Raw genomic sequence first — 26,217 nt, 5'->3', positions numbered from 1 at the left:
CTACTGCGCGCTCGCCTCGACTCCCCACACGGACAGCGCCGAACGAACGCCCCGGGCGTGGCGAGCTGAACGTCGCCGTGCGGATCCCACCGCAGCCGGCCGGGCGCCAAGCCGGCCGTCGGCACCGTCGAACACGAACCAGAGCCCCGGATGCTCCATCCAGTCCATGACTTCGGTGTCCGGCCGCACCCCGAGCGCGGCCACGGAAGCGGCATCAGTGACATCAACCAGAAGCGGCGAGTCCACCCGATCGCGGCGCTTCCTGGCCAGGGCGATCGGCCCACGCCGGTCATAGACACGAACCCGCCGCGCCGCACCGAGCAGCCGCGCCAGCGCCAGTTCCCCCACGTCACCGGAACTCACAAGCCCATTCTCCAGAGGCCGCGCGGCACCCCTCGCGGCGCGGGGTGGCGTGGCGGTGCCGTGGAACGAACCGGGATGGGCGGCGCGACATCGTGCGCGGCGCGGCGCGGCGCGGGGTGACGCGGCGCGGGGTGACGCGGCGCGGCGCGGGGTGACGCGGCGCGGCGCGGGGTGACGCGGCGCGGCGCGGGGTGACGCGGCGCGGCGCGGGGTGACGCGGCGCGGGGTGACGCGGCGCTGCCCGGCGCGGCGCGGGGTGACGCGGCGCAGCGCGGGGTGACGCGGTGGGTGCGCGGCGGGGTGGGGTGGGTGCGCGGCGCGGTGGGGCGGGACGCGCGATGGGGTGGGGCGGGGCGCGGTGCCGTGGGGCGGGGTCGCATGCCGCGGCGGGTGCGTGGCGCGAAGAAGGCGCGGCGTGAAGAAGGCGCGGCGCGAAGAAGGCGCGGCGCGAAGGAAGAGGGCGCGGCGCGAAGAAGGCGCGGCGCGAAGGAAGAGGGCACGGCGCGAAGACGGGGCGGCGTGAAGGAAGAGGGCACGGCGTGGAGGAAGAGGGCGCGGCGCGGAGAGGGCGCGGTGCGGAGAGGGCGCGGTGCGGAGAGGGCGCGGCGCGAGGTCGGTGCCGCGTTAGAGGCGGCCCTTCAGCTCCTTCTTTCCGGCGGCCTTGCCGGCGTAGATGCGGTCGGCGACGAACGGGAAGACGTTGGCCGCGGCGACGGCCGCGCGGTACTTGCCGGGGACTATCACTCGGCGGCGGGGGCGTTTCAGGGCGCTTTCGATGGCGGCGGCCACGATTTCCGGGCCGGGCAAGCCCGGGCGGTTCTGGTTGGCGGGGCCGGCGATGTAGCCCGGTTCCACCAGGGTGACGCCGATGCCTGTGCCGGCGAGCTCACGCCGTACGGAATCGGTCATGCCTCGCAGAGCGAATTTGGTGGCCGAATAGGCGCCGCTGATGCCGACCTCGCCGGCGACCGAGCCGATGTTGACGATGGCGCCGGCGCGCTGCTCTCGCATGAGCGGGACGACCGCGCGCATCAGGCGGATCGGGGCGATCAGGTTGACCTCGACCATGCCGACCACCACCTCGTCGTCCGAGAGGACCGACGCGGCGCCGCCGATGCCGGCGTTGTTGACCAGGCCGTCGACGCGGCCGGTGATCTCGCGGGCCCGCTCGACCAGGGCCGTGATCGCGGCCGGGTCGCGGACGTCGGTCGGCACCGCGAGGCCGCCGGTCTCCTCGGCCAGCGCCTGGAGTTTGTCGGCGCGGCGGGCCGCCAGCACGACGGTGGTGCCGTTGCGGGCGAGGCGCTGGGCGGTGGCGCGGCCGATGCCGCTCGACGCGCCCGTGACGATGACGACCGGCATTCCCTTTCCTCTCCTGGAAAGCGAAAACGGCGCCGCCGGGATAACCGGCGGCGCCGTCTCGGTTCAGCGCTTGCTGTGGTACGCCTCGACGATGTGGCTCGGGATGCGGCCGCGCTCGGAGACCTCGTAGCCGTTCTTGTTGGCCCACTCGCGAATGGCTTGGTTCTGGTCGCGGCTGGCGCGGCCCGTGCTGGCCTGCGCGCCCCGGCGGACCGGCGACGCGACCGAGCTGCGGCCGACGCGGGTGGCCGCGTTCAGGAACGGGTCGAGCGCCTTACGGAGCTTGCCCGCGTTCTTCTCGGAGAGGTCGATCGTGTAGTTCACACCGTCCAGTCCGAACTCGACCGTGCGGTCGGCCTCCCCACCGTCGATGTCGTCGGTCAGAAGGGTTATTACCTGCTTGGCCATGGTGTGCCCCGCTCCTACAGCGATGTCATTTGAGTCACGACTATGCGCACGACGGCGACGCCGTGAATGTCGATACGGTTTCATTCTGTCTCCCGACCGTTGTCAGAGCAAATTTGCCCCCTTCGCATGTCGCAATTCCGCTCCTCCGGTGCCCCTCTTTTCATGCTTGTGAATGTCCTGTAACGTGTGCTGGGAGCGCTCCCACCCCCTCGTCCCCCTCCCCCGGAGCATGTGGAAATGAGACGCCTCTTCCGTGCCTGCCTGGCCGCCGGATTGCTCGCCGCGGCCGGCGTGGCGGCGTTCACCGTCGCCGGCCCCGCCTCGGCCGATGCCGAGATCTGCGAGCAATACGGCTCCACCACCATCGGTGGCCGCTACGTCGTCATGAACAACCGCTGGGGCACCTCGGCCCAGCAGTGCATCAACGTGACCGGCAGCGGCTTCACCATCACGAGTCAGCAGGGCACCGGCAGCACCAGCGGCGCCCCGGTCTCCTATCCGGCCGTCTATTTCGGCTGCCACTACACGAACTGCTCCCCCGGCACGAACCTGCCGATCCGGGTCAGCGACATCTCCAGCGCCACCAGCCGGGTCAGCTACAACTACGTGCAGGGCGCCACCTACGACGCCGCGTACGACATCTGGCTGGACCCGTCGCCGAAGAAGGACGGCGTCAACCAGCAGGAAATCATGATCTGGTTCAACCGCCAGGGCTCGATCCAGCCCATCGGCTCGGTCGTCGGCACCACCACGATCGGCGGGCGGTCCTGGCAGGTCTGGCGCGGGAGCAACGGCTCCAATGCCGTGATTTCGTACGTGGCGCCGTCACCCATCCAGTCGTGGTCGTTCAGCGTCCTCGACTTCATCCGCGACGTACAGAATCGCGGTGCGATCACCAGCGCTTGGTATTTGACGAGCATTCAAGCCGGATTCGAGCCCTGGATCGGCGGAGCCGGCTTGGCCGTGACCGATTTCGCGGCCACGGTTAACGGTGGAGGCGTCCCCACTTCCCCGCCGACAACCTCATCACCGCCGCCCGGTGGTTCCGCCTGCCGCGTCACCTATGCGACCAACACTTGGAACACCGGTCTTACCGCAAATGTAACGGTGACCAATACAGGCAGTACCGCCGTGAACGGCTGGACGCTCGGATTCACACTGCCTTCCGGCCAGTCCATTACCGGCTCCTGGAACGCGACCCTGACCGGTTCCACGGGCGCGATCACGGCCCGGAATGTCGCCCACAACGGCACGCTGGCCCCCAACGCGAGCGCCAGTTTCGGCTTCCAGGCCACCCACACCGGCAACACCGCCGCCCCGGCGTCCTTCACCCTCAACGGCGCCACCTGCACCACCGCCTGACCCGCCAAGACCCGAGCCGCCTCGTAGCCGATTCTCCGGCGCCGGGGCGGCTCGTCCATTGCCACGCGTCGATAGGCTCCCGGCATGGCAGTGCTGCGCATCCGGGGCGTCGCCCTTTCCGATGGTGAGCCCGTCGACCTCTACGCCGACGGCGACCGGTGGACCGCCGATCCGGTTCCCGGGGCCGAGTTGGTCGCCGAGGGCTGGATCCTGCCGGGGCTGGTCGACGCGCACACCCATCCGGGAGCTGAAGCGCCCGGCCGGCCGTTGGACGACGACATCCTCCGCAGTGATCTGCGGGCCCATCTGGACTCGGGGGTCACGCTGATCCGGTCGCCCGGTCTGGCCGGCGATCCGCCCGCGTGGTTCGGCGGCGAGGACGACAGCCCGCGGGCCGTCCATGCCGGGCCGTGGATCGTCCAGCAGGGACAGTTCTTCGAGGGGTGGGGTCGGCGGCCCGAGCCGGTCGACCTGCCCGCCGTCGCGGCCGAGCAGGCCGGGCGTACGGGGTGGGCGAAGGTCGTCGTCGACTGGAAGCCCGGCGACGACGTCATCCCGGTCGGCGTGCTGCGGGAGGCGGTCGCGCGGGTGCACGCGGCGGGCGGGCGCCTGGCCGTGCATTCGCAGCACGCCGCGGGCGGTGAGGCCGCGGTCGAGGCGGGCGTGGACTCGATCGAGCACGGCATGGGCCTCGATCCCGCTCTGCTGCCGCTTTTGGCGGAGCGCGGCATCGCGCTGACCCCCACGCTGGCGGTGATCACCGAGTCTCTTCAGCGGATCGCCGCCGACCCGGAGGCGGCCGGCCGCAGCTGGTACGTGCCGGGGGCGAGCGCGCACGGCCGGCTGACCGCCGCCGCCGTCGAGGCCGGGGTGACCGTGCTGGCCGGCACGGACACGCGGCCGCACGGCGGCATCGCCCGGGAGGTCCGGGCCATGGTCGCGGCCAGGGTGTCCCCGCACGAGGCGATCGCCGCCGCGTCCTGGACCGCCCGCGCCTACCTCGGCCTGCCCGGCCTGGTCGAGGGCGCCCCGGCCGACGCCGTCGTCTACGACGCCGATCCGCGCGCGGATCTCAACCTGCTCGGCAAACCGCGGGCCGTGATTCTTCGAGGCAAGCGCATCCAATGATGGGCTCCCATCGCGGCCTCGGCTGGGTGCTCGTGGGGACCGGAGCCGTCGCGGCGGCTGAAAAAGGCGCTACAGATACGGCAGGATCTTGTCGAGGCGGGCCGGCAGGTCGCGGACGCGGACGCCGGTGGCGTGCCAGATCGCGTTGAGGATGGCGGCCGGGGAGCCGACGATGCCGATCTCGCCGATGCCCTTGCTGCCCATCGGGTTGAGCGACGTGTCCTGCTCGTCGAGCCACTCCGCCTCGACCGACTCGACGTCGGCGTGGGCCGGGATGTGATATTCGGCCAGGTCGTGGTTGACCCAGTCGCCCATCGCCGGGTCGAGCACGCCCTCCTCGTGCAGGGCCATCCCCATGCCCATCACCATGCCGCCGAGGAACTGGCTGCGGGCCGTACGCGGGTTCAGGATGCGGCCGCACGCGTACATGCCGAAGAGCCGGGACACCCGCACCTCGCCGGTGACGGCGTCGACGCGTACCTCCGCGAAATGGGCGCCGAAGGCGTGCTTTCCCTCTTTCTCCTGCTCGGCGATGAGCTCCGAGCTGTCGAAGACGGCCTCGCTCTTCCCGGTCTCGCGCAGCGCGCGGCAGGCGCCGGTCACCGCCCAGCCCCAGGAGGCGCTGCCCGAGGAGCCGCCGGCCACCGAGGCGGGCGGCAGCGTGCTGTCGCCGATGCGCAAGCGCACCCGCTCGACCGGCACGCCCAGCTCGTCGGCCGCGATCTGGGTGAGAATCGTGCGGGCGCCGGTGCCGAGGTCGGCCGCCGCGATCGCCACCTCGAACTCCTGTGTGCCGAGGTCGCGGACGCGGGCCGTGGAGGGCTGGGCCATGGTCGGATAGGTCGCGCCGGCCACGCCCGTGCCGATCCACCAGTCGCCCTCGCGGCGCTGCCGGGGCCGAAGGTCGCGATCTTCCCAGCCGAAGCGGGCCGCGCCCTGGCGGAGGCATTCGACGTAGTGGCGTGAGGTGAACGGCTTTCCCGAGTCCGGGTCCACCGTGGGCTCGTTGCGCACGCGCAGCTCGATCGGGTCCATGTCGAGCGCGACGGCCAGCTCGTCCATCGCGCATTCGAGCGCCACCATGCCGGGGGCCTCGCCGGGCGCGCGCATCCAGCGCGGCGTCGGCATGTCGAGCCGGGCCAGGCGATGGCCCGTGCGGCGGTTGGGGGCGGCGTACATGTGCCGGGTCGCCACCGCAGTCTGCTCGGCGAATTCGAAGAGACGGGAGCTTTGCGAGTACGCCTCGTGGTCGATCACCTGGAGCACGCCGTCGGCGGTGGCGCCGAGCCGCACGCGCTGGATCGTCGGCGTGCGGTGGCCGACCATGCTGAACAGGGCCCGCCGGGGCAGGGCCAGCTTCACCGGGTGGCCGGTCACCTTCGCCGCCATCGCGGCCAGGACGGCGTTGGGGCGGGCCGTGCCCTTGGAGCCGAAGCCGCCACCGACGTGCTCGGTCACCACGTGCACCTGGTCGGGTTCGAGGCCGAAGAGCGCGCCGACGGTGGCGGCGACGCCGGCCGGGTGCTGGTTCGAGTCGTACAGAATCAGGTCGTCGCCGGACCACAGCGCGGTCGTGGCGTGCGGCTCCATCGGGTTGTTGTGCAGCGCCGGCGTCGTGTAGGTGACGTCGACCGCCACCGGCGCCTCCACCGACACGTCACCGGCCGAGGTCTCCGACGGAAAGCTCGGGTTGACGACGTCCGGGGTGTACAGGTCCGGATCGTCGGTGCGCAGGACCGCGTCGTGCGGCTCCTTCTCGATGGTCAGCGACAGCTCCTGCGCGCCGCGCCGGGCCGCTTCGAGGCTGCGGGCGACCACCAGCGCCACGGCCTGACCGCGATAGCTGATCCGGTCGCTCTGAAGCACGGCCAGCTCCGGGTCGTCGGAGTCCTCGAGCGGCAGGGCGTTGCCGTGCCAGAGAACGGCGATGACGTCGAGCAGTGGATCGACCTGCACGTCGGCGAGGCGGCCGCGGGCCACGGGCGACTGCACGACCCAGGCGTACGCGAGGTCGCCGTCCACCTGATATTCGGCCGCGTACTTGGCGGCGCCGGTGACCTTGTCCGGCCCCTCGACGCGTTGCAGCGGCTGCCCGACGGCACGGCGTGCGGTGGCGGTCATGACGTCAGCCCTTCGAGCACGGAGGCGACCAGGTTGCGTACGAGCGGAATCTTGAAAGCGTTGTCCTTCAGCGGCTCCGCGGCGGCCAGTTCGGCGTCGGCCGCGGCCAGGAAGGACTCCCGGGTGGCGGGTTTGCCGCGCAACGCCTCCTCGGCGATCAGGGCGCGCCACGGCTTGGGCGCGACCGCGCCGAACGCGAGGCGGACGTCGGTCACCCGGCCGTCCGCGACTTTCGCGGCGGCGGCGATGGAGGAGACGGCGAAGGCGTACGAGGCCCGGTCGCGCACTTTCCGATACGTGGAGGGCATCGCGAGAGCCGGAAGATCAACTGAGGTGATCAACTCGCCGTGGTCGAGAATCGTGTCCCGGGACGGGTCGTCGCCGGGGAGCCGGTAGAGGTCGCTCACCGGCAGGGACCGCTGGGACGTGTTCACCACGGCGTCGAGCGCGACCAGGGCGACCGCCATGTCCGACGGATGCGTGGCGATGCAGTGCTCCGAGCCGCCCAGGATGGCCAGATTGCGGTGATCACCCTGACGGGCCGGGCAGCCCGTGCCCGGCGCGTGCTTGTTGCACGGCTTCGTCGCGTCCATGAAGTAGCGGCACCGGGTGCGCTGCAACAGGTTGCCGCCGGTGGTCGCCATGTTGCGGAGCTGGCCCGAAGCCCCCGCCAGCAACCCCTGGCTCAGCACCGGGAAGTCCCGGCGGACGGCCGGATGGGCGGCCAGGTCGCTGTTGCGCACCCCGGCGCCGATCCGCAGCCCGCCGCCCTCCAGCGAGGTGACCTCGTCGAGGCCGAGCCGGGTGACGTCGACCAGCACGTCCGGCGTGGCCACGCCCAGCTTCATCAGGTCGACCAGGTTGGTGCCGCCGGCCAGGAACGCCGCGCCGGGCTCGAGGCCGCCGGCGGTGTCGGTGGCGGTGCGATAGGTGAAGGTCTTCACTGGGCTGCCGCCTCTTTGATGGCCGGAACCATGTTCGCGTACGCGCCGCACCGGCACAGGTTGCCGCTCATCCGCTCCCGGACCTCGGCGTCGCTGAGCAGATCGTCGCCGCCGCCGTCGGTGACCGCGCTCGGCCATCCCTGTGCGACCTCGTCGAGCATGCCGACGGCCGAGCAGATCTGGCCCGGCGTGCAATAACCGCACTGGAAGCCGTCGTGCTCGAGGAACCCACGCTGCACCGGATGGTCGATTCCCTCGATCGTGGTGATCGGGGTGCCCTGCTGGGTGACGGCCAGGATCAGGCAGCTGTTCACCCGGCGGCCGTCGAGCAGCACCGTGCAGGCGCCGCACTGGCCGTGGTCGCAGCCCTTCTTGGCGCCGGTCAGGCCGATGTGCTCGCGCAACGCGTCCAGCAGCGTGGTGCGCGGGTCCAGGTCGAGCTCGTGCTCGACGCCGTTCACGACGAGGATCATGTGGGGACTGCCTACCCCGCCGGAAGTGATTCAACCGCTTCCGCTCGGGTACGGGCCATGCATGCGAGTCGTCATCGTCGGAGCCACCGGCAACGCCGGAACCGCCCTGCTGCGCCGTCTGGCCGCGGAGCCCGATGTCGAGGTCGCCGGGGTGGCCCGGCGGCTGCCCGACCCGGTCGGCGCGTACGCCGGTGCGACCTGGCACTCGGTCGACATCGGGGCCGAGGACGCCACCGAGCGCCTCACCGAGGTGTTCACCGGAGCGGACGCCGTGGTGCACCTGGCCTGGCAGATCCAGCCCAGCCACGACCAGCACCTGCTCTACCGCACGAACGTGCTGGGCAGCCGGGCGGTGGCCCGGGCCGTGCTGCGGTCCGGGGCCCGCGCGCTGGTGCAGGCGTCGTCGGTCGGCGTCTACTCACCGGGGCCGAAGGACGCCTTCGTCCGGGAGAACTGGTCGCGCAACGGGGTCCTCGCGTCCTCCTACAGCCGCCACAAGGCCCAGGTCGAACGGATGCTGGACGCCGTCGAGTCGGAACATCCGACCCTGCGCGTGGTCCGCCTGCGCCCCGGCCTGATCTTCCAGCGCGCGGTCGGCACCGAGATCGCCCGGTACTTCGCGGGCCCACTGTTGCCGGCGCGCCTGCTGAGGCCGCAGTGGATCCCCGCCGTCCCGTCCCACCCGTCGCTGCGCCTGCAGGCGGTGCACGCGGACGACGTGGCCGACGCGTACGCCCGCGCCGTCCTCTCCGACGTGCACGGCGCCTTCAACATCGCCGCCGGCCCGGTCCTCGACCCGCAGGTGGCGGCCCGGGCCTTCCACGGCATCCGCGTCCCGGTCCCCGGCGCGGCCCTGACCGGCGCCGCCGCCCTGTCGTGGTGGCTGCGCCTGCAGCCGATCGACGCCGGCTGGGTGCGGCTCGCCCTGAAGGCACCGCTGATGTCCTGCGACCGCGCCGCCACCGAGCTCGGCTGGCGCCCCACCCAGGACGCCGTCGAGTCCCTGAGGGAACTGATCGCCGGCATGGCCGACCGCGCACACGGCGACGGCCCGCCCCTGTCGGCCGACCCCGACCTCCCGGGCCGCTTCGGCGGCCTGCTCCGCGGCCGCCTGCCCGGCACCGGAAACCCCTACTAGGCGACCAGCGGTAGGCGGTCGGTCATCTGGCTCAGGGCCTCGGTGCCGTCGACCGGGCTGGAGAACAGGTAGCCCTGGCCCAGAGGGCAGCCGAGCCAGGCCAGCAGGTCGCGGTGGGTGGTGCTCTCGATGCCCTCGGCGATGACCGTCAGGCCGTACTGGCGGGAGAGGGCGACCATGCCCTGCACGCGGGTCAGCTGGTCCTGGCTCTGGGCGATGTCGTCGATGGCCGACTTGTCGATCTTCACCACGTCCAGCGGCAGGCCGTCGAGCTCGGAGCCGAAGTAGTCGACCGCGATGCGTACGCCATGGTCCCGAAGGTCCTGCAGGACGGGGCGGATCGACTCGTTCTCCCCGGCCAGCGCCGTCTCGTTCAGCTCCAGCATCAGGGCGTGCGGTGGCACGGCCGCCTTGGCCAGGGCCTGCTTGATCTCGTCGGCGAAGCCGGCCTCGCGGAACTGGCGTACCGAGACGTTGACGCTGACGTACGGCTGGCGGGACCGCGGCAGGATGCGGCGCCACTGGGCGACCGTGTGCAGGGCCTGCTCCAGCACCCAGCGGCCCATCGGGACGACCAGGCCGCTCTCCTCGGCCACCTCGATGAACTCGGCCGGCTGGACCACGCCGCGGGTCGGGTGGTGCCAGCGGACCAGGGCCTCGTAGCCGACCGGCTCGTCGGTGCCGAGGTCGACGATCGGCTGGTAGGCGAGCAGGAAGTGTCCCTCGCGGGCCGCGTGGTCCAGCGCCGAGCGCAGCTCCAGCCGCTCGACCATCGCGCCGTGCAGGTCGGCCTGGTAGCGGCGCCACTGGTTCTTGCCGGCGCCCTTGGCCACGTACAGCGCCAGGTCGGCCTGGCGCAGCAGCTCGTCGGCCGAGTCGGCCTCGGGCGTGGTGGTGATGCCGATGCTGGCCACGGCCATGATGGTGGTGCCGTCGTCGAGCGGCACCGGCTCGGCCAGCGCGGTCAGGATGCGCTGGGCGGTCTCCTCGACCGCGCCCGGGTCCTGCACGTTCTCGACCAGCGCGGCGAACTCGTCGCCGCCGAGACGGGCCGCCGTGTCGTCGGCCCGCAGGGCGCCGGCGATCCGGTGCGCCACCGTGATCAGCAGCTGGTCGCCGACCGCGTGGCCGAGCGTGTCGTTGACCTTCTTGAAGTCGTCCAGGTCGATGAAGAGCACGCCGACGACCGAGCCGTCGCGGGCGCCGCGGTGCAGCGCGTGCCCGAGCCGGTCGTGGAACAGGACCCGGTTGGCGAGCCCGGTCATCGAGTCGTGGAACGCCTGGTGGATCAGCTCCTGTTCGAGGCGGCGGCGCTCGGTGACGTCCCGCAGGGTCACGACCACGCCGGCCACCGTGGGATCGGATCGCAGGTCCTGTGAGTGCATTTCCAGGAGCACGGGGGTACGGCGGTGTCCGACGGCCCGGAAGTCGAGCCCCTCCTGCATCGTGTCGCCGGCCCGGATCGCGGCCAGCACCTCGTCGAGCCGGCCCCGATCGCCCGGGTGGATCACGCCGGGCAGCAGCGTGCCGCTCGGGTCGCGGCCGAGCACGGTCGCCGCCGACGGGCTGGCGTAGCGGATCCGGTCCAGCTCGTCGACGATGAGGATGACGTCGGCGGTGTTCTGCACGAGGGTGCGGAAGTACGTCTCGCTGTTGCGCCGGATCACCTCGTGGCTGAGCTCGATCCGCTCCAGGGCGAGCGCCGCCTGCCCGGCCAGCACCTCGACCGCCCGCAGCAGGCCCGGCAGCAGCGGGCTGGGCGCGCCGACGTGCAGCACGCCGAGCAGGGAGGCGCCGGCCGGGCGGTCGCCGAGCATCATCGGGCTGCGCAGCGTCATGCTGAAGTTGGTGAGCCGCACCGCGACCGCCCAGTCGACGTCGCGGGTGGGCACGATCCGGGTCGGCCCGCCGTCGCCTCCGTCGACCGCCATGGCCAGGACGACCCCGTGCGGGGTGTCCGGCGGCAGCAGTTCGGCGACCGCGACGCGTACGGCCGCGTTGACCTCGTCCGTGGCATTGGCCGAGACCAGCGCGGCCGAGGCCCGGCGGAGCGCCCGCTCCCGGGCCAGGGCGAGCCGGTGACTGGCCATGATCCCGGCCATGCGCACCAGGACCAGCAGGAAGGTGACCGCGCTGAGGATCGCCACGACGGTCAGATCGGGCACTTCGCCGTCGCGGAACATGCGCACCAGCAGCACCGCCGGCGCCATCATCGAGGCCAGGCCGAGCAGGGCCAGCCGCGGCCGGGTCAACTCGGTCTCGGCGGCCGGGGCGGCCCGGCTCAGCTCGATCATCGACGGGTGCAGCGCGGTCAGCCCGGCCGCCGCGAACAGGGCGAAGTGGCCGACGGCGGCCGCGCTCGCGGACAGACCGAGCTGGAAGACGATGTCGCCGGCCAGCGAGACGAGCAGGCCGGCGCCGAGGATCCGCCCGGCCGCGACCGGGCGGCCCGCGGTCAGCAGGCGGGTCAGCAGGCCCAGCAGCAGCAGGTCGGCCAGGGGGAACGCGACCGTCGACCAGTCGTCGGCCGCCTTCAGGTCGGGTCCGAGCACGAAGCTCCAGGCGAGCAGCGCCACCCCGGAGGTGAGGGTGAGCGAGTCGAGCAGGGCGGCCCGGTCGCGCAGGCCGCCGGTGCGCCGGCGGATCAGCACGAGCAGCACGCCGGCGAGGACCGGATAGCCGACCAGGGCGAGCACGCCGCCGGCCGTCGACAGGCCCGGCACGTGGTCGAGGGCCCAGGCGGGCGCACGATAGGCGGCGGCGCCGAAGGCGGAGAGCACGACGGCCAGCCCCAGGAGCCGCCACGGCATGCGGTCGGCCGGCTGGTTCCGGCGTACGCCATGAGCGACGGCGGCCACCGCCGAGAGACCGCCGATCACGCGCACCAGGCTCTGCGCGTCGGCCGGCGCGAGCACGAAGAGGACGGCGATCAGCGCCATCCAGCCACCGAAGGCGGCGGCCCAGCGTGCCGGCATCCTGTCCTTGCCTCCACTCCGCGCTCGGTTCTGCGGGGTGCCAGATCGGCCCGGCACGGGGTGACCTGAGTGAAACCGGCACAATCGTCATGTGCTCCTCGAGTTCATCCGCGGCAACACCGTGCTCGCGCCCGTGCCCTTCGTCCCCGAGCTCTCGCTTTTTCAGGCGGAGGAGCCGATCGCCCTGTGGGAGAAGACGGAGGAGGCCGGCGCCGAGCAGCCGCCGCCGTTCTGGGCGTTCGCCTGGGCGGGCGGTCAGGCGCTGGCCCGGCACGTGGTCGACCATCCCAAGCTGGTGAGCGGGCGCAGCGTGCTCGATCTGGCGACGGGGTCGGGGCTGGTGGCGGTGGCCGCGGCCAAGGTGGGTGCGAGCCCGGTGACGGCCAACGACGTGGATCCGTACTCGCTGGCCGCGGCCGAGGCCAACGCGGAGGCCAACGGCGTGAAGGTACGCACGGTGGAGGCCGACCTGCTGGACACCGACGATCCGTACGGCGTGGTGCTGGCCGGCGACGTCTTCTACAGCCGCGAGATGGCGGCCCGGGTGCTGCCTTTCCTGCGGCGCGCGGCCGGCCGGGGCAGCCTGGTGCTGATCGGCGACCCGGGCCGGGCCTATCTGCCGTCCGAGGGCCTGACCAAGCGGGCGTCGTACGACGTGCCGGTGCCGGTGTCGCTGGAGAGCGTGCCGGTGCGCCACACGACGGTCTGGCAGCTCATCCCTTCAAGATTTTGAGCAGGGCGAACCCGTCCTCGACGACGTCGTCCGGGGCCGGGCCGTCCGGTTCCGTCCTCGTGCGGGGCGAAGGCATGAGGATGGCCCGGCCGACGCCGGCGCGGCGGCCGCACTCGATGTCGCGGCGCGGGGTGTCCCCCACGAACCAGGACTTCTCGGGCTCCACGCCGAGCGCGTCGGTCGCGTGCCAGATCATCTGCGGGTTCGGCTTGCGGACGCCGGCCTCGTCGCTGTAGATCTGGGCGGCGAAGAGGTCGCCGAGGCCGGCCTTGTCGAGGAAGTCGCGGTGGGCCGCGCCGGACAGCGAGTTGCTGACCACGGCGAGCGGGATCTCGGCCCGGTGGGCAAAATTCAACATTTCCGGTACGCCCGGACGAAGCGCCCAATTGTCGCGCCACGCCCATTCGTATGCCAATTTCCGCACCGCCCCGCGCACCGGCACCTGAGCCGCCGGCGGCCAGCCGGGCAGGATGAACCGCTCGAACACCTCGGCCTGGCTCAGCTCGTCCGGCCAGTCCTCGTCGCGCCACCGCGCGTACGCCGCCGCGCCCTCGGTGACCGACCGCTGGATCTCCCCCGGCGTCAGGGCGCCCCGGGTCAGGTTGAAGATGCGCAGAACGAGACCGGGCGGGGCGCTGCGCTGCGGCGGCGCGTCCGCCAGTACGCCCCCGAAGTCGAGGAGAAGCGCAGCCGGCCGCATATCAACGAACGGTACCCAATGTCCAGGCCCGGACACCCCCGACAATGCCCGCCGTGTTCGGCACCACCACGACGTCGTCGCCCATGCGGGCCAGCTGGGCGGGAGTGATGAGGCGGGAGTTGCCACCGCCCAGATAGACCCGGTCCCACAGGAAGACCGGGCGCAGCCCCTCGATGACGTTGCGGACCCGGCGCGACCAGAGGGCGTCACCCAGGCGGCGCCGCTCGTGCTCCCCGATGTACGTGTCGTAGGACATGCCCCAGCGCACCGGCGCCTGCGACATCTCCAGGTGCGGGGCGAGCTTGCCGCCGTCGAACAGGGCGCAGCCGAGCCCGGTGCCGAGCGTCAGCACCAGCTCGCAGCCGGTCCCGGCGACCACGCCGGCCCCGTGCACCTCGGCGTCGTTGAGCACCAGCGTCGGCATGCCGAAGGCGTCGGCCAGCGCCGTGCGCGCGTCGAACCCGCTCCACGCCTCGACGAGCTCGGGATCGACCTTCGTACGGGGCCCGCTGCGCGTCACGTAATGCGGGGTCGCGACCACCACGCCGTGCCGCAGCATGCCCGGCATGCCGACGGTGACCCGGTCGGCGCTGGGCAGGCGCTCCCCCAGCTGCACCAGCGTCTTCACGAAGAGGTCGGGCGGCAACGGGTACGGGGTCGGCACGCGCAACGGCTGCGCCCGCATCGTGCCCGCCTCGTCGAGCACGGAGCCCTTGATGCCGCCGCCGCCGCAATCGATCGTCAGGGTGAAAGCCACGCCGTCAGTTTGCATGGAGGACACCTCCTCGCCTAGCGATTGTGACCGGCGTGTGTGGCGTTGGGTAGGGTCGACGGCCGTGCGAGTAACTACCCGGAATGCCTCCTTTCAGCAGTGGCAGGCGCTGCTCACGAACCGGACGAAGCGGCACCGCGCCGGGTCGTTCCTCGTCCATGGCGTGCGCCCGATCTCGCTGGCCCTGGATCACGGGTGGGCGGTGTCCGACCTCATTTATCCCGACAATCACTCTTTATCGACATGGGCCCGAGACGCCCTCGGCCGTTCAGGAGCCCGGCCGGTAGCGATGGCGCCCGATTTGTTCGCCGAGCTGGCCGACAAGGAGTCCGCCGAACTGGTCGCTGTCGTTCGCATTCCTGAAATGTCTGATTTGCCGATGGCGGATGACCCGCATCTGCTGGTGGTCGTCTTCGACCGGCCGTCGACGCCCGGGAACATCGGCACGCTGATCAGGTCGGCCGACGCGTTCGGGGCGGCGGCCGTCGTGATCACCGGGCACGCCGCCGATCCGTACGACCCGAAATCGGTCCGGGCCAGCACGGGCTCGCTCTTCGCCCTGCCGGTGATCCGGGCCGAGGGGCACGAGGAGGTGCTCAGCTGGGTGTCGCGGCTGCGCGCCGATGGGCTCCCGGTCGAGATCGTCGGGACCGACGAGCACGGCACGGTGGACGTGGCCGACTACGACCTCACCGGGCCGCGCGTGCTGCTCGTCGGCAACGAGACCACTGGGCTCACCGCCGCCTGGCGCGAGGCGGCCGACGCCATGGTCCGCATCCCGATCACCGGCGCCGCCAGCTCGCTCAACGCGGCCACCGCCGCCACCGTCGTGCTCTACGAGGTCAGCCGGCAGCGGTCGCACGGATCCGCACGCGGGTGATCGCGCGGCCGGTCACCTCGGTCACCTCGGCCGTGAACTCCGGCAGCGCCACCACCTCGCCCGGGCAGGTCGGAATGTGCCCGAGCGCCTCCAGCACCATGCCCGCCACCGTCGTGGAGTCGCCCGCCGGGTGGAAGCCGAGGTCGGGCAGGTCGTGCACCGGGAACGAGCCGGGCATCAGCAGCGCGCCGTCCGGCTCGTGGACCACCGCCGCCACGTCCCGGTCGGTCTCGTCGTAGATCTCCCCCACGATCTCCTCGACCAGGTCCTCCATGGTGACGATGCCGTCGATCGCGCCGCGCTCGTCGACCACGAAGGCCAACTGCCGGCGCTCGCCGCGCAGCTGCATGAGCGCGTCGGAGACCCGCAGCGTCTCGGGCAGGAAGACGCCCGGCCGGCAGTGCTCGTCGACCGTGCCGCCGACGTCGACCAGGTCGCGCAGGTGCACCGTGCCGACCACGTCGTCCAGCCCGGCCGGGCCGACCACCGGCGCCCGCGAGTGGCCGCCGTCGATCAGCAGGCGCAGCGCGTCGTGGGCGGACGCGCCGCTGGGCAGGGTGAGCACGTCGCGCCGGGGCACCAGGATCTCCCGCAGGATCCGGTCGGCGATCTCGAAGGCGCCGCTGATGATGGTCCGCTGCTCGGCCGAGAAGTCCTGCTGGGCCGCGACCATGTCGCGGATCTCCTCGGTGGTGACCTCCTCGCGCTGGGCCGCCGGGTCGCCGCCGGCCAGCCGGACGATCAGGTTGGTGGAGGCGCCCAGCAGCCAGACGGCCGGCCGCGAGATCATCGACAGGACGTCCAGCGGGCGGGCCACCAGCAGGGCCCATCCCTCCGTACGCTGCATGGCGATCCGCTTGGGCGCGAGCTCGCCGATGACCAGGGTGACGAAGGTCAGCAGCACGGTGACGATGAAGATGGCGGCCGGCTCGGCGGCGCCGCCCAGGAAGCCCAGCGGCCCGACGAGCGGCTCGGAGAGCGACACGGCGGCGGTCGCCGAGGCCAGGAAGCCGGCCAGCGTGATGCCGATCTGAATGGTGGCGAGGAACCGGTTGGGGTCGCGCGTCAGCCGGGCGAGCACCCGTCCGCCACCCGACTGCCGTTCGAGCCGCTGCACCTGGCTGTCACGCAGCGAGACCAGGGCCATCTCGCTGCCCGAGAAGACCGCGTTGACCAGGACCAGCACGAGCACCAGGACGATTTCGCCCATTCGCCCGATTTTAGAGCATGTCAGAAACGCGCAAAGGAACGGATCGGCATTCGGGGCCCGAACTTCGGCGCGCCGATGCCGCCGTGGGCGAGCAGATCGCAGACCCGGCCCCGGTGACCGCGGAACGGCTCGAGCAGCTCCAGCATGCGCTCGTCGGTGCCGCGGGCCTCGCCGGCCAGCGCCCAGGCCACCGTGTTCGGGATGTGGAAGTCGCCGACGCTCACCGCGTCCGCGTCGCCGTAGACCACCCGGACCACCTCGGCCGCCGTCCACGGCCCGATCCCCGGCAGCGCGACGAGCCGGCGGGTCGCCTCGGCCGAGTCGGCGCAGCGCTCCAGCCGGCCGGCGACCTGGGCGGCGCGCTGCAGGGCCTGGGTGCGGCGCTGCTCGACCCCGAACGGGTGGAACTCCCAGTAGGCCATGGCCGCGATCGCGGCCGGGTCGGGCGGCAGCACCAGGTCGGCCGGGCCCGGCGCCGGCTCTCCGAGGGCTTTGCAGATTCCCCGGTACGAACGGTGGGCTTCCTTGCCGGTGACCTTCTGCTCCAGGATCGCGCGCAGCACCCTGGGGAAGACCAGGCCGGTGGACGGCATCCGTACACCGGCGAAGGTTTTGGCCAACCGCGCGACGAGATCATGGCTCGCCGCTTTCTCGGTGAAGCCGTCGAGATCGTCACGGAGACCGGCGATCGCGTCGGCCCGGTCGATGATCCACTCGGCGCCCGGACCGTAGCCCGTGGCCTCTATGCCGGATTTATCGCGACTCAGGTGGATCGTGGCGGGGCCGTCGGGAGTGCGAGCAGCCAGCCAGAGATCGTCGCTGGTGAAGCGGCCGCACGGGTCGTGCTTGGGGACCAGGAGCGGGCCGACCGAGGCGCCGAAGTGATAGCGCGGCGGCGTCGTCAGCCGGCGGGTCACCTCGGAAGTCACCGCAACACTGTGCCACCTTCGGCGGCGATTGCCCAGGCAGACCGATGGCCCTGACCGCGCTCCCGGTCAGGGCCATCGGAGGGGCGACCGGACACCCGAGTCGGTCCGGACCGCCGTGGGAGCGATTGCCGCCGCACGTCGTCCATCAGGGGGAAGGACGACTCATCCGGCGGGGATGGGGGGTCCCGGCCGGGACGGGGCCATGTCGGTGGCCTCGCCCCGGCCGGGTTCACCGCCGGTGTGGCGGCGCCGCTCCTCGATCTTTAGCGTCCGCGGCCGTTGCGGACCGTGATCCGGACGGCGTCGTACGCGGGGATCTGGTTGGCGCGCTGCATCATCGGGATGCGGTGCGAGCCGTCACCGGCCCACGAGGCGCACTGCGCGGTGCCCGCGGTGGGCAGACCCGGAACCTGGATCTGCACCGAGTCCGGCGTCGCGCTGCCGCGGCTGTCCTCGGTCGCCACGAAGAACGCGGGGACCGGGTCCGGCGCCGGAGCGGCGTTGGTGTTCTCGAGCATCCGGCACGCGGTGTGGAAGTGACCGCGGACCAGGCCGTTCTGCAGGACCGAGCTCTCCACGTAGTAGCCACCCTGGCCGGCCGCGAGGAAGCGGTCACGGATCAGGTTGCGGGTGCTGACGGTCAGCGTGAACGGGGTGTTGGGCGCGACCTGGCGCGGCGCCTGCGTGATCAGCAGGGTCGGGTTGTTCGCGGCCTCGCCGACCTCACCGAACTCGGTGGAGACGCAGCGGTTGCCGTTCTGGAAGCCGTCGTGCGGCGTGAGCTGGCTGGTGTCGCAGCTGTTGGTCAGGATGCCGAGGCCGGCGCCGGGGGGCGGCGTGGTCTGCGACTCGGTCGGCTGCGGGTCCGGCTGGTCGCCGTTGTCACCACCCTGCTGGCCGCCGTTGTCGCCGCCCTGCTCGCCGCCGTTGTTACCGCCCTCTTCGGCGGGGGCGCTCGCGCTCGGCTCGCCGGCGGCCGGCTCGTTGGTGGCCGGGGTGGTCGGCGGCGTGGTGGCCTGACCGTTGTTGCCGACGTTGTTCATCACCCAGTTGCGGCACCGGGTACGCAGCGTCGAGACCGACACCGTGTCGCCCGCACCGTCGTCCGCGTGCTGGGTCACCCTGCCGTTGTTGGTGGTGTAGGTGCCCTTACGCGTCTTGGTGGACAGTTCGGCCGGTGGCGGCGCCTGGATCCGGTCGCAGGCGCTGAGCGCCTTGCGCTGGTTCCGGTCGGTGCTCGCGTTGGAGACCTGAGTGACGGTCACGATGCCGCCGAAGGCGACCAGCGTGGCTGCCACCGCGATGATCCGGCGTTTTCCGCTGAACCAGTTGTTGCTCCTGGCGGCGCGCCGGTACTTGGACCTTCGCATGGGGTGAACCTTTCTCTTACGCGACTCGGACGGCGGCTGGGGCTACCGCGCCCGGAAGATGCGCATGGTCGTGATGACGCCGGCCACGAGCGCGGCGGCGAGGACAAGGAGGATCACAGTGGTGTTGACGCCTGGTACGCCGCTGTTGCTGCTGGCGGCTTGGAGCATCTGCCCGTCCACTGGGACCGGTCCCTTTCCGGCCGCCGCGGGGGCGGGAGCTGTGGGCAGCGACCCGTAGTCGACGATGCCCGTCGACTCGAGCAGCGTGATGTGGGTCAGCACGAACTGGTTCGTCTGCTGGGCGAGCTTGCGGACGCTGTCGTTGCGGGTGCTGGCCCGGATCGTCGCGATCGCCGGGAAGATCTTGCCGTGCGCGGCGCGGAGCCGGTCGACGAAGATCTGGTCGAACTGGGTGCCGGTGGCGTTGCGCATCTCGCTCAGCCAGTACTGCTGGTCGCTGTTCGGCTGGTTGGGCAGGTCGATGCCGAGCTTCTTGGCCGCCGCGCGGTCGAGGGCGTCGAGGGTGACGTGCTGAGCCGCGATGGCCTTGCCGATCGCCACGACGCGAGGGTCGTTCGACTTCTCCTGGGCCATGTTGCCGGCCGGGATCTCCCACAGGCCGGCCAGGCGGACCTTGATGACAAAGTCCTTGTCGGCCGCGGTGACCGCGCCGGCGCCCTTGTCGGACAGGCCGGTCGCGGCGGGAACCGGTACGCCGTCACCGCCGGCCGCGTGGGCCGGGACCACGGGGGCGATCAGGAACGCCAGAATCGCCGCCGAAATGCCCACCAGCAACCGCGAACGCATTTTCTCCAACCTCCGATCAAGCAATTCTTAAAAGACGATTAAGTCAGTAGCTGTAGTCACTACCGGTGCCGGAGTCGTCGCTCGAGGAGGCCGCGCCCGCGTCGTCCGCGGAATCGTCCTTCGGCGGTGCGACCGCCTTCGAGATGGCCGGAAGGCAGGTGAGGTTCTTGGCGCCGTCGGGCTGGATCACGAACCACTTGCCGGCCACGTTCTGGCCCTTCCACGCGTGCGGCTTGGTGTCGCCGATGTACGTGTAGAGCGGCCAGCCCTTCAGCGTCAGCTGCTTCGAGCCGTCCGAGCGGGTGATCGTCCCGACCAGCTTGGAGTCGACGCCCTTGAGGGTCGGCTTGCCGTCGGTGGTCAGCGCCGCCGGCCAGACCTTGAGGCAGTCACCCTCGCAGTTGGACTTGGCCGGGCTGTTGCTGTCGTTGTCGAACCGGTACAGCACCTGCTGTTCCTCGTTCTCGACGACCTGGCCCATGCGGGCGACCTTGGTGCCGGTCAGCGTGTTGGTCTCCGCCTCCTCGCTCAGCTCGGGAGCGGCGTCCTCGGAGCCGGGAGGGGCGGTGGCGTTGGGGTCGGCCTGCGCGTTGGGGTCGGCCGTGGCGTTCGGGTCGGCGGTGGCGCCGGCGGTGGCCGCCACGTTCTCGGAGGCGGGCTCCGCGGCGTTTCCGTAGTCGGCGGCGGCGTTGCTGCCGTATCCGGCCGGGGCGCAGCCCTGCAGTGCGAACGCTGCGGCGATGGCGGTGCCGACAACCATCAACTTTCGCTTCTCCGGGAACACGTGCCCTCCATGGTTTTCATGCATCTGGCGTTTCCGGGCTGTAGTACGCGCCGGGGATCGTCCAGGGTTGAAAAAAGGGCCGATCAATTTCCCAGTTTTTTGTTTGAACCCTTCGGCCGCCGCCTACGTACTAGATCTCTTCGCCTCGAACACAAAAAAGGCCCGGCCAATTCGGCCGGGCCTTTCCGTGATTAATTGATTACGGAACGCGAACCAGGGTGTCGCCGGAGGGGACCTCCTGCACCTGGACGTGCGCGATGTCCGCGCGCGGCGTCGCGGTGACCGCCTGCAGCAGCAGCGGCTGCGAGTTGGCCGCGGTGCCCCAGCCCTTGGTGCCGACCGTCCACGAGACGAGCGGCTCGGTGGTGCCGTCGGTGTGCACGGCGACCAGCCGGCACGTCTTGGGCCCGGTGATGTTGGAGATGGCGAACTGGATCTGGGTGCCGAAGTCCTTCTGCTCGAAGGCGACCGAGGCCTGCACGCCGGTGCGCGGGTCGGCGCCGTCGAAACGCTCGCCGGTCAGGTCGGGGCCACCGATGCCGGGGCCCTGCCCGCTGTTGGGCAGCGGGTCGGTCTGGCTGCTGCCGCCCTGCGCGGTGGTGTTGCCGGTCGTGCTGCCGCCCTTGTCGCCGACGACCTGGCCGCCGACGAAGAAGGCGCCGATCGAGAGCATGGCGAAGATGACGACGGCCGCGGCCAGCGAGTAGAGCCGCCGGCTGTTGGCCCGGTGACGCTCGTGCGCGACCTCGCCGATCACCTTCTGCAGCATGAAGCCGTCGCGCCGGGTCTCCTCGGCGGCGATCACCGACTGCGCGTCCACGTCGGCCAGCAGGTCGGCGACCTCGACGAACGACTCGAGCTCGTACGCGCATCGCGGGCACTCGATGAGATGGTCCTCGAAGCGCTCGGCATCGCGGCTGTCGAGCACGCCGAGGGCGTACGACGCGACGTCGAAGTGGTCTTCCTGTGTCATTCCGTCACCCCCCGCTGCTGCAACGCGGTCCGCAGTGCACGCAGAGCGTAGTACACCCGTGACTTGGCGGTACCCAACGGAAGGCCGAGCTTCTCCGCCGCTTCCGGCACCGTGCGGCCCCGGAAGTACGTCTCGATGAGGATCTCGCGGTGCGACTGGCTCAGCTCGCGCAGCGCGTCCGAGACTGTCATCGACTGCAGCACGCGGTCGGTGTCGTCGGCCGTGCTGGGGAAGCTCTCCAGCTCGCGGTCGTAGGTCTCGGCCGGCCGGGCGCTGGCACTGCGGTGATCGTCGATCGCGATCCGCCGCGCCACCGTGACCAGCCAGGGCCGCAGCGACTGCTGCCCCTGCGCGCCGAGCCGGTGCGCGTTGCGCCAGGCCCGCAGCAGGGTCTCCTGCACGATGTCCTCGGCGCGCTGCCGGTCACCACCGGTCAGCCGCAGCACGAACATCAGCAGGGGACCGGCGTGCTCCTCGTAGAGCATCCGGACCAGGGTGTCCTCGTGGCTGGGGCCGGTCGAGGGCGCAGCCTCGTGCCGCGGCGCCTGCCGGGGAATCACCGAACCACCATCGCCCACACCACGGCTCCCGTCGAGTGACTGCCACCGTCCACCGGAACGCTGTGTCATCAGGCCAACCCCGCCCGGCGCCAGCCGATCCTCGGCCACCGCATGCATCGATACCTCCGCCCGGAGCTTTCCCCGTCGCCTGAGATACGGCTGGGGACAGCCCTCGGGATCAACGCCGACGGGAAATTTTTCGGGAGCGGTCTCAAACGGTCCTCCGGTCTCGCGAGACTCCTGCGAAGAGTCACGAGGCGCGTGGGCAGACGATCAAAATTCATCGATCTGCACCGATATGACGGCCAGGGCAGCCGAATAATACTCAGCCACACCCGTCCCATGAAACGTCGTTCTGAGCAGCCTCGACGCACTACCGGTGCGGCATTACCGCTGAGTAGTTCCGTGCTTCCGCAGCGTTCCCGTCCCTGCTCACGGGAGCGCTCCCATTCTCGACCCGGAAGGGCAACTGGGCCGTTCAGGCAATGTCTGGACCCGTTCAGGTGATCTCCGCCGGATGCGCCCCGCTTGACCTGTTTGGTCCGTTCTGACGGCCACACTGAATTCTTGAGATCTTCATGATGTACGACTGCACGAAAGGCTCACCTCGCGCGTGTCGCGGTCACCGCCACGGTCGCGAAACTCATCACGAAGGAACCGCCGAGCGCGTCGATCGCCTCACCGGTCGCGGCGACGAGCGCCGCCAATTGATCCGGCGGCAGCGTCGTGTGCGCACCCTGGGCCGGCACCTGGTCGAGCCACTCGTCGCGGCTGTAGACGTGTTCCCAGTCCCACCGCCACCGCTCGGCCTCGCCGAAGACGCCCGCCTCCCGCATGCCGCCCTCGGCCGTGTCGAGCATGGACGAGTACATCTGCACGGCCGACGCCGAGGATCCGTACGCCCGGGCCATCATGCTCTCCGGCATCAACCGCTCGTAGACCTCCTTGAAGGCCGCGGCCGCCTCCGGCGACGGCTGGCCCGCGTTCCAGAACAGGGTCAGCCGGCCGCCCTCCCGCAGCACCGCACCGGCCTTGGCCGCGCCCGCGACCGGGTCGACCCAGTGCCACGTCTGCCCGGCCACCACCGCGTCGAAGACCCGCCCGCGCGGATCCCATTGCTCGACGGTCGCCACCTCGACGTCGAACCCGTCCCGCCGGCTGAAATCGGCCATCCGCGGATCGGGCTCGACCCCGAGCACCCGGCAGCCCCGCTCCCTCAGCGCGCGGGCCACGATCCCGGTGCCGATGCCGACGTCGAGCACCTCCGGCGCCACGAGCCGCTCGATCAGCGCGTCCGGATAGCGGGGCCGCGTCCGGTCGTACCGCCGCGGATCGATCCCGAAGGACTCGGCCACCTGTCGCTGTTGGTGAGGTTGAATGGGCATGCGCCCACTCTAGTGGGCAAGCGCCCATCCCGGTACCGGGCATGATGAGGGAATGCCGACCGGTGTTGCCCTGCGCGACGTACGACAGCAGCTCTTCGACGCCGCCGACCGCGTGCTGCGCCGCGACGGCGCCGGCGGGCTGACCAGCCGCGCCGTCACCACCGAGGCCGGCGTGGCCAAAGGCGTGCTGCACCGGCACTTCACCGACTTCGACGACTTCCTGGCCGCCCTGGTCGAGGACCGCGTCGCCGCCCTGCCGCACACCTTCGAGGCCCGCGCCGGCACGGCGACGGTCGTCACCAATGTGGCCGGCGCCCTGACCGAGATCTTCAGCCCGGTCGCGCTGCACATCGTGGCCCTGATCATCGCCCGCGACGAGCTGCGGGCCCGCCTGCGCCGCCACCGCCCCACCGGCATACCCCTGCTGACCGAGGCGGCGACGTTGCTGGCCACCTATTTGAAAGCCGAGCAGGACGAGGGCCGCCTCTCCCCGCAAGCCGACGCGGACACCCTGGCCCTGACCCTGATCGGCACCAGCCACCTGGTCTTCGCCGGCCACGAGGACACCCCACCCGATCCGGCGGAGGTCGAGAAGCTGGTCACCTCGGTCCTGGCCGGCGCCGCCTGATCAGCCCTCCCAGACGTCGACCCGGGGCAGCCCCCGCGCGGCCCGGGCGTCATCGACCATGCGCTGGATCAAAGCGGTTTTCCCCCGGGTGTACGCATCCGCCTCGTGCCCCGCCGCGGCCAGCTCCCGCTTGAGCCGCCCGTAGGCCGCCCGATCCTCCGCGTTGCCGAGAAGGTGGTCGCGCAGCAGCCGCTCGTTGCGGGTCGCCCACGACTCCACAGTCACCACGTGCAGGTGAACGACAAGCTCCCCGTCCCGCACCCGCCGGTAGAACAGCCGCTCCGGCATGCCCACGTCCACCCGCCGATAGCCGAGGGTCTCGAGCGCACCTTCCCGCTTCTCCACCACATCGAGCTCATCCACGGCCACCATCACATCAATCACCGGTTTGGCCGCCATTCCCGGCACAGAGGTACTGCCGACATGCTCGGCCGATCTGATCACCCCGGGAAGAGCCTCTTCGAGGCCCACAATGACGGCCACCGCCAGCCGGGGCCACCCCGGTTCGTACTCACGAATCTCGATCCCCATGAGGCGACCCTAATGGTGGCCGTCGCCGGTCTCCTCGGCCCAGACGCGCCAGTTGTCGAGGACGCCGTACAGCGACGGGGTGAGCCAGCCCGGGGCAGAGCGCCGGAAGACACCCGGGTCCATGCGGCCGGCGTCCGAAGGCAGGGCGCCCAGCAGATGCGGGACCATCTCGCTCAAATTGGCCCAGTGGACCAGCTCGGGGTTGGCCGGCCAGGCGCCGATGACCACGCCGGCCGGGATGCCGCGGCGGTTGAGAGCCTCCAAGGTCAGGGCCGTGTGGTTGAGCGTGCCCAGACCGGCCCGGGCCACGACGATCGTGCTGACACCGAGGGCGGTGGCCAGATCGGCGAACGTCCACGACTCGCCCGAGGGCCGCACGCCCATGGGCACGAGCAGGCCGCCGGCGCCTTCGACCAGGACCAGATCGTGCTTGTCGGCCTCGGCCCGGATCGCGTCGACCACCTCGTAGAGCTCCAGCGGCGGCAGGGAGGCGACCGTCGCGGCGGCCAGCGGCGCCATGGGCTCGGGATATTCGGCGAGCGTACGGGCGGTGTCGGGCCCGGCCAGCCGGCTGATGACCTCGATGTCGGTCGGCGCCCCGGTCGCGATACCGGTCTGCCCCGGCTTGATGACGGCAACCCGCAGCCCCGACGACTGCGCGGCGGCGGCCACGGCAGCAGTCACAATCGTCTTGCCGACGTCGGTGTCGGTACCGGTGACCAGCACGATCCCGCGCCACTCCCCCGACTCGGCCCGCCGGGGAGCGGCCTGGGCGGCGGGCGGCGCCTGCGCGGAGAGCTCAGCCGCGATCTCGTCCCCCAGCGCCTCACCGTCGGGCAGCTCATCGCCATCCAGCGCAGGCCCCACCGCCCCCGGCCCACTGCCAGGCGGCAACCCGACCGGCGCCGGCGACACCGGCACACCGCCGGGCGGCGACCCGACCGGCGCCGGCGAGACCGGCACGCTTCCAGGAGGCGGCCCGACCGGCGTAGGCGAGACCGGCACACCTTCAGGCTCGGGCTCCCCCGGCACCGACGGAGCCGGCTCCGCAGGAGCCGTCCCACCCGGCGCGGAGCCAGAACCGGACGACTCGCCGCCGGCACCAGACGTCCCGGCGGCAAAACCGGATGCCTGGGGGGCGGGACCAGCGGAACCGGCGCCAGAACCAGACGTCCCGGAGAAGAGACCAGCCGGATCGGCGGCACGACCAGACGTCCCGGAAGCGGAACCAGCGGGATCGGCGGCGGGGCCGGACGGCTCGGCTTGTGCCCTCTGGTGCGGCGGGAAGTCCGAGTGCCCGGCGAGCGAGGAGATGGCAGGGGTCACTACGGCCGAAAGCCCGCGGCCCGACCCTCCTGAAGCCCGCCACGCCCTAGGCGACATTTCGTCATAAGAAAGGGCATCGTGGGCGCGACGCAGCGTTTCTGAGGCCGAGAACTCCGGCTCGGCAGTGGTCGGTCCTTCGGCGCCAGAGGGCGCGCCCGGCTCGGCGGTGGCAGGTCCTTCAGCGCTAGAAGGCGCGCCCGGCTCGGCGGTGGCAGGTCCTTCAGCGCTAGGAAGCGCGCCCGGCTCAGCGGTGGCAGGTTCTCCGGCGCTAGAAGGCGCGCCCGGCTCGGCGGTGGCCGGTTCTTCGGCGCTCGAGAGCGCGGCCGGCTCCCCGGCATCCATGACGACCAGGTCG

General features: G+C 71.6%; 25 protein-coding genes. 6 read left to right on the top strand and 19 right to left on the bottom strand.

What is annotated here, in order from left to right; all coding sequences use genetic code 11:
- The 3 genes from CRP55_RS23110 to CRP55_RS23100 all read right to left on the bottom strand — a co-directional run bounded on the left by CRP55_RS23110 (position 1) and on the right by CRP55_RS23100 (position 2,133).
- On the bottom strand, positions 1 to 363 hold the full coding sequence (locus tag CRP55_RS23110) for a hypothetical protein (protein WP_097322215.1): 363 nt from the start codon (positions 361 to 363) through the stop codon (positions 1 to 3).
- Between the two features lie 624 nt (positions 364 to 987).
- Positions 988 to 1,725, bottom strand: coding sequence for an SDR family NAD(P)-dependent oxidoreductase (locus CRP55_RS23105; RefSeq protein ID WP_097322214.1), 738 nt, complete (start codon positions 1,723 to 1,725; stop codon positions 988 to 990).
- Between the two features lie 63 nt (positions 1,726 to 1,788).
- Positions 1,789 to 2,133: a histone-like nucleoid-structuring protein Lsr2 gene (locus CRP55_RS23100; protein ID WP_097322213.1), complete on the bottom strand. Its 345-nt coding sequence runs from the start codon at positions 2,131 to 2,133 to the stop codon at positions 1,789 to 1,791.
- Between the two features lie 237 nt (positions 2,134 to 2,370).
- Between CRP55_RS23100 and CRP55_RS23095 the strand changes: the two genes are divergently transcribed.
- Positions 2,371 to 3,495 (top strand): glycoside hydrolase family 12 protein, encoded by a 1,125-nt coding sequence (locus CRP55_RS23095; RefSeq protein WP_097322212.1) that lies wholly within the window; start codon positions 2,371 to 2,373, stop codon positions 3,493 to 3,495.
- 84 nt (positions 3,496 to 3,579) lie between these two features.
- Complete coding sequence (locus CRP55_RS23090; RefSeq protein WP_097322211.1) at positions 3,580 to 4,623, top strand: amidohydrolase family protein; 1,044 nt, start codon at positions 3,580 to 3,582, stop codon at positions 4,621 to 4,623.
- A gap of 69 nt (positions 4,624 to 4,692) precedes the next feature.
- Here the strand turns inward: CRP55_RS23090 and CRP55_RS23085 are convergent, their stop codons facing one another.
- The 3 genes from CRP55_RS23085 to CRP55_RS23075 are packed head-to-tail and all read right to left on the bottom strand — an operon-like array spanning position 4,693 to position 8,161.
- Entirely contained in the window at positions 4,693 to 6,744 is a 2,052-nt protein-coding gene (locus CRP55_RS23085; RefSeq protein WP_097322210.1) for a xanthine dehydrogenase family protein molybdopterin-binding subunit, read from the bottom strand.
- Positions 6,741 to 7,688: an FAD binding domain-containing protein gene (locus CRP55_RS23080; RefSeq protein WP_097322209.1), complete on the bottom strand. Its 948-nt coding sequence runs from the start codon at positions 7,686 to 7,688 to the stop codon at positions 6,741 to 6,743. Before CRP55_RS23080 ends, CRP55_RS23085 begins: the two co-directional genes overlap by 4 nt.
- Positions 7,685 to 8,161 carry a 2Fe-2S iron-sulfur cluster-binding protein gene (locus tag CRP55_RS23075; RefSeq protein WP_097322208.1) on the bottom strand — a complete coding sequence of 159 codons (477 nt, stop codon included), beginning with the start codon at positions 8,159 to 8,161 and terminating at the stop codon, positions 7,685 to 7,687. Before CRP55_RS23075 ends, CRP55_RS23080 begins: the two co-directional genes overlap by 4 nt.
- A gap of 61 nt (positions 8,162 to 8,222) precedes the next feature.
- On the opposite strand from CRP55_RS23075, the gene CRP55_RS23070 reads away from it, so the two are divergent.
- On the top strand, positions 8,223 to 9,299 hold the full coding sequence (locus tag CRP55_RS23070; RefSeq protein ID WP_097322207.1) for an NAD-dependent epimerase/dehydratase family protein: 1,077 nt from the start codon (positions 8,223 to 8,225) through the stop codon (positions 9,297 to 9,299).
- On the opposite strand, the gene CRP55_RS23065 is transcribed toward CRP55_RS23070, so the two are convergent.
- Positions 9,296 to 12,274 (bottom strand): putative bifunctional diguanylate cyclase/phosphodiesterase, encoded by a 2,979-nt coding sequence (locus CRP55_RS23065; protein ID WP_097322206.1) that lies wholly within the window; start codon positions 12,272 to 12,274, stop codon positions 9,296 to 9,298. The genes CRP55_RS23070 and CRP55_RS23065 overlap by 4 nt on opposite strands.
- Positions 12,275 to 12,365: 91 nt before the next feature.
- Here CRP55_RS23065 and CRP55_RS23060 point away from each other — a divergent pair, with 91 nt between their 5' ends.
- Positions 12,366 to 13,007 carry a class I SAM-dependent methyltransferase gene (locus CRP55_RS23060; RefSeq protein ID WP_097322205.1) on the top strand — a complete coding sequence of 214 codons (642 nt, stop codon included), beginning with the start codon at positions 12,366 to 12,368 and terminating at the stop codon, positions 13,005 to 13,007.
- Here CRP55_RS23060 and CRP55_RS23055 read toward each other — a convergent pair.
- Positions 12,988 to 13,707 carry an HAD family hydrolase gene (locus tag CRP55_RS23055; protein WP_097322204.1) on the bottom strand — a complete coding sequence of 240 codons (720 nt, stop codon included), beginning with the start codon at positions 13,705 to 13,707 and terminating at the stop codon, positions 12,988 to 12,990. The two genes, CRP55_RS23060 and CRP55_RS23055, sit on opposite strands and share 20 nt — an antisense overlap.
- A 1-nt stretch (position 13,708) precedes the next feature.
- Positions 13,709 to 14,464: an ROK family protein gene (locus CRP55_RS23050; protein WP_097322203.1), complete on the bottom strand. Its 756-nt coding sequence runs from the start codon at positions 14,462 to 14,464 to the stop codon at positions 13,709 to 13,711.
- Positions 14,465 to 14,477: 13 nt separating this feature from the next.
- Between CRP55_RS23050 and CRP55_RS23045 the strand changes: the two genes are divergently transcribed.
- On the top strand, positions 14,478 to 15,359 hold the full coding sequence (locus CRP55_RS23045; RefSeq protein WP_097322202.1) for a TrmH family RNA methyltransferase: 882 nt from the start codon (positions 14,478 to 14,480) through the stop codon (positions 15,357 to 15,359).
- Here CRP55_RS23045 and CRP55_RS23040 read toward each other — a convergent pair.
- From CRP55_RS23040 to CRP55_RS23005, 8 genes are all read right to left on the bottom strand, one after another.
- Positions 15,322 to 16,569 (bottom strand): hemolysin family protein, encoded by a 1,248-nt coding sequence (locus CRP55_RS23040; RefSeq protein WP_097322201.1) that lies wholly within the window; start codon positions 16,567 to 16,569, stop codon positions 15,322 to 15,324. The two genes, CRP55_RS23045 and CRP55_RS23040, sit on opposite strands and share 38 nt — an antisense overlap.
- A 20-nt stretch (positions 16,570 to 16,589) precedes the next feature.
- Complete coding sequence (locus CRP55_RS23035) at positions 16,590 to 17,498, bottom strand: DNA-3-methyladenine glycosylase family protein (RefSeq protein WP_245923316.1); 909 nt, start codon at positions 17,496 to 17,498, stop codon at positions 16,590 to 16,592.
- A 263-nt stretch (positions 17,499 to 17,761) separates the two neighbouring features.
- Entirely contained in the window at positions 17,762 to 18,868 is a 1,107-nt protein-coding gene (locus tag CRP55_RS23030) for a Pecanex-like protein 1 (RefSeq protein WP_097322200.1), read from the bottom strand.
- A 42-nt stretch (positions 18,869 to 18,910) separates the two neighbouring features.
- The gene (locus CRP55_RS23025; protein ID WP_097322199.1) at positions 18,911 to 19,675 is read right to left on the bottom strand and encodes a DUF4142 domain-containing protein; all 765 of its coding nucleotides are present in this window, start codon (positions 19,673 to 19,675) and stop codon (positions 18,911 to 18,913) included.
- A gap of 43 nt (positions 19,676 to 19,718) precedes the next feature.
- A complete protein-coding gene (locus CRP55_RS23020) occupies positions 19,719 to 20,435 on the bottom strand; it encodes a COG4315 family predicted lipoprotein (RefSeq protein WP_179855302.1) in 717 nt (238 codons plus the stop codon).
- A 223-nt stretch (positions 20,436 to 20,658) separates the two neighbouring features.
- On the bottom strand, positions 20,659 to 21,432 hold the full coding sequence (locus CRP55_RS23015; RefSeq protein ID WP_097322197.1) for an anti-sigma factor family protein: 774 nt from the start codon (positions 21,430 to 21,432) through the stop codon (positions 20,659 to 20,661).
- Positions 21,429 to 22,109, bottom strand: a complete 681-nt coding sequence (locus CRP55_RS23010) for a sigma-70 family RNA polymerase sigma factor (protein WP_097322196.1) — start codon at positions 22,107 to 22,109, stop codon at positions 21,429 to 21,431. The genes CRP55_RS23015 and CRP55_RS23010 overlap by 4 nt, the downstream gene beginning before the upstream one ends.
- A gap of 485 nt (positions 22,110 to 22,594) precedes the next feature.
- On the bottom strand, positions 22,595 to 23,377 hold the full coding sequence (locus CRP55_RS23005) for a class I SAM-dependent methyltransferase (protein ID WP_097322195.1): 783 nt from the start codon (positions 23,375 to 23,377) through the stop codon (positions 22,595 to 22,597).
- Between the two features lie 52 nt (positions 23,378 to 23,429).
- Here CRP55_RS23005 and CRP55_RS23000 point away from each other — a divergent pair, with 52 nt between their 5' ends.
- Positions 23,430 to 24,005: a TetR/AcrR family transcriptional regulator gene (locus CRP55_RS23000; protein ID WP_097322194.1), complete on the top strand. Its 576-nt coding sequence runs from the start codon at positions 23,430 to 23,432 to the stop codon at positions 24,003 to 24,005.
- Here the strand turns inward: CRP55_RS23000 and CRP55_RS22995 are convergent, their stop codons facing one another.
- Both CRP55_RS22995 and bioD read right to left on the bottom strand, forming a co-directional pair.
- On the bottom strand, positions 24,006 to 24,536 hold the full coding sequence (locus CRP55_RS22995; RefSeq protein ID WP_097322193.1) for a GrpB family protein: 531 nt from the start codon (positions 24,534 to 24,536) through the stop codon (positions 24,006 to 24,008).
- A 9-nt stretch (positions 24,537 to 24,545) separates the two neighbouring features.
- Positions 24,546 to 25,265 carry a dethiobiotin synthase gene (gene bioD, locus CRP55_RS22990; RefSeq protein ID WP_097322365.1) on the bottom strand — a complete coding sequence of 240 codons (720 nt, stop codon included), beginning with the start codon at positions 25,263 to 25,265 and terminating at the stop codon, positions 24,546 to 24,548.
- Between the last annotated feature and the right edge of the window lie 952 nt (positions 25,266 to 26,217).

Source organism: Paractinoplanes atraurantiacus (assembly GCF_900215205.1).
Taxonomy (GTDB): domain Bacteria; phylum Actinomycetota; class Actinomycetes; order Mycobacteriales; family Micromonosporaceae; genus Actinoplanes; species Actinoplanes atraurantiacus.
This window is presented reverse-complemented; position numbering and strand designations above follow the sequence as displayed.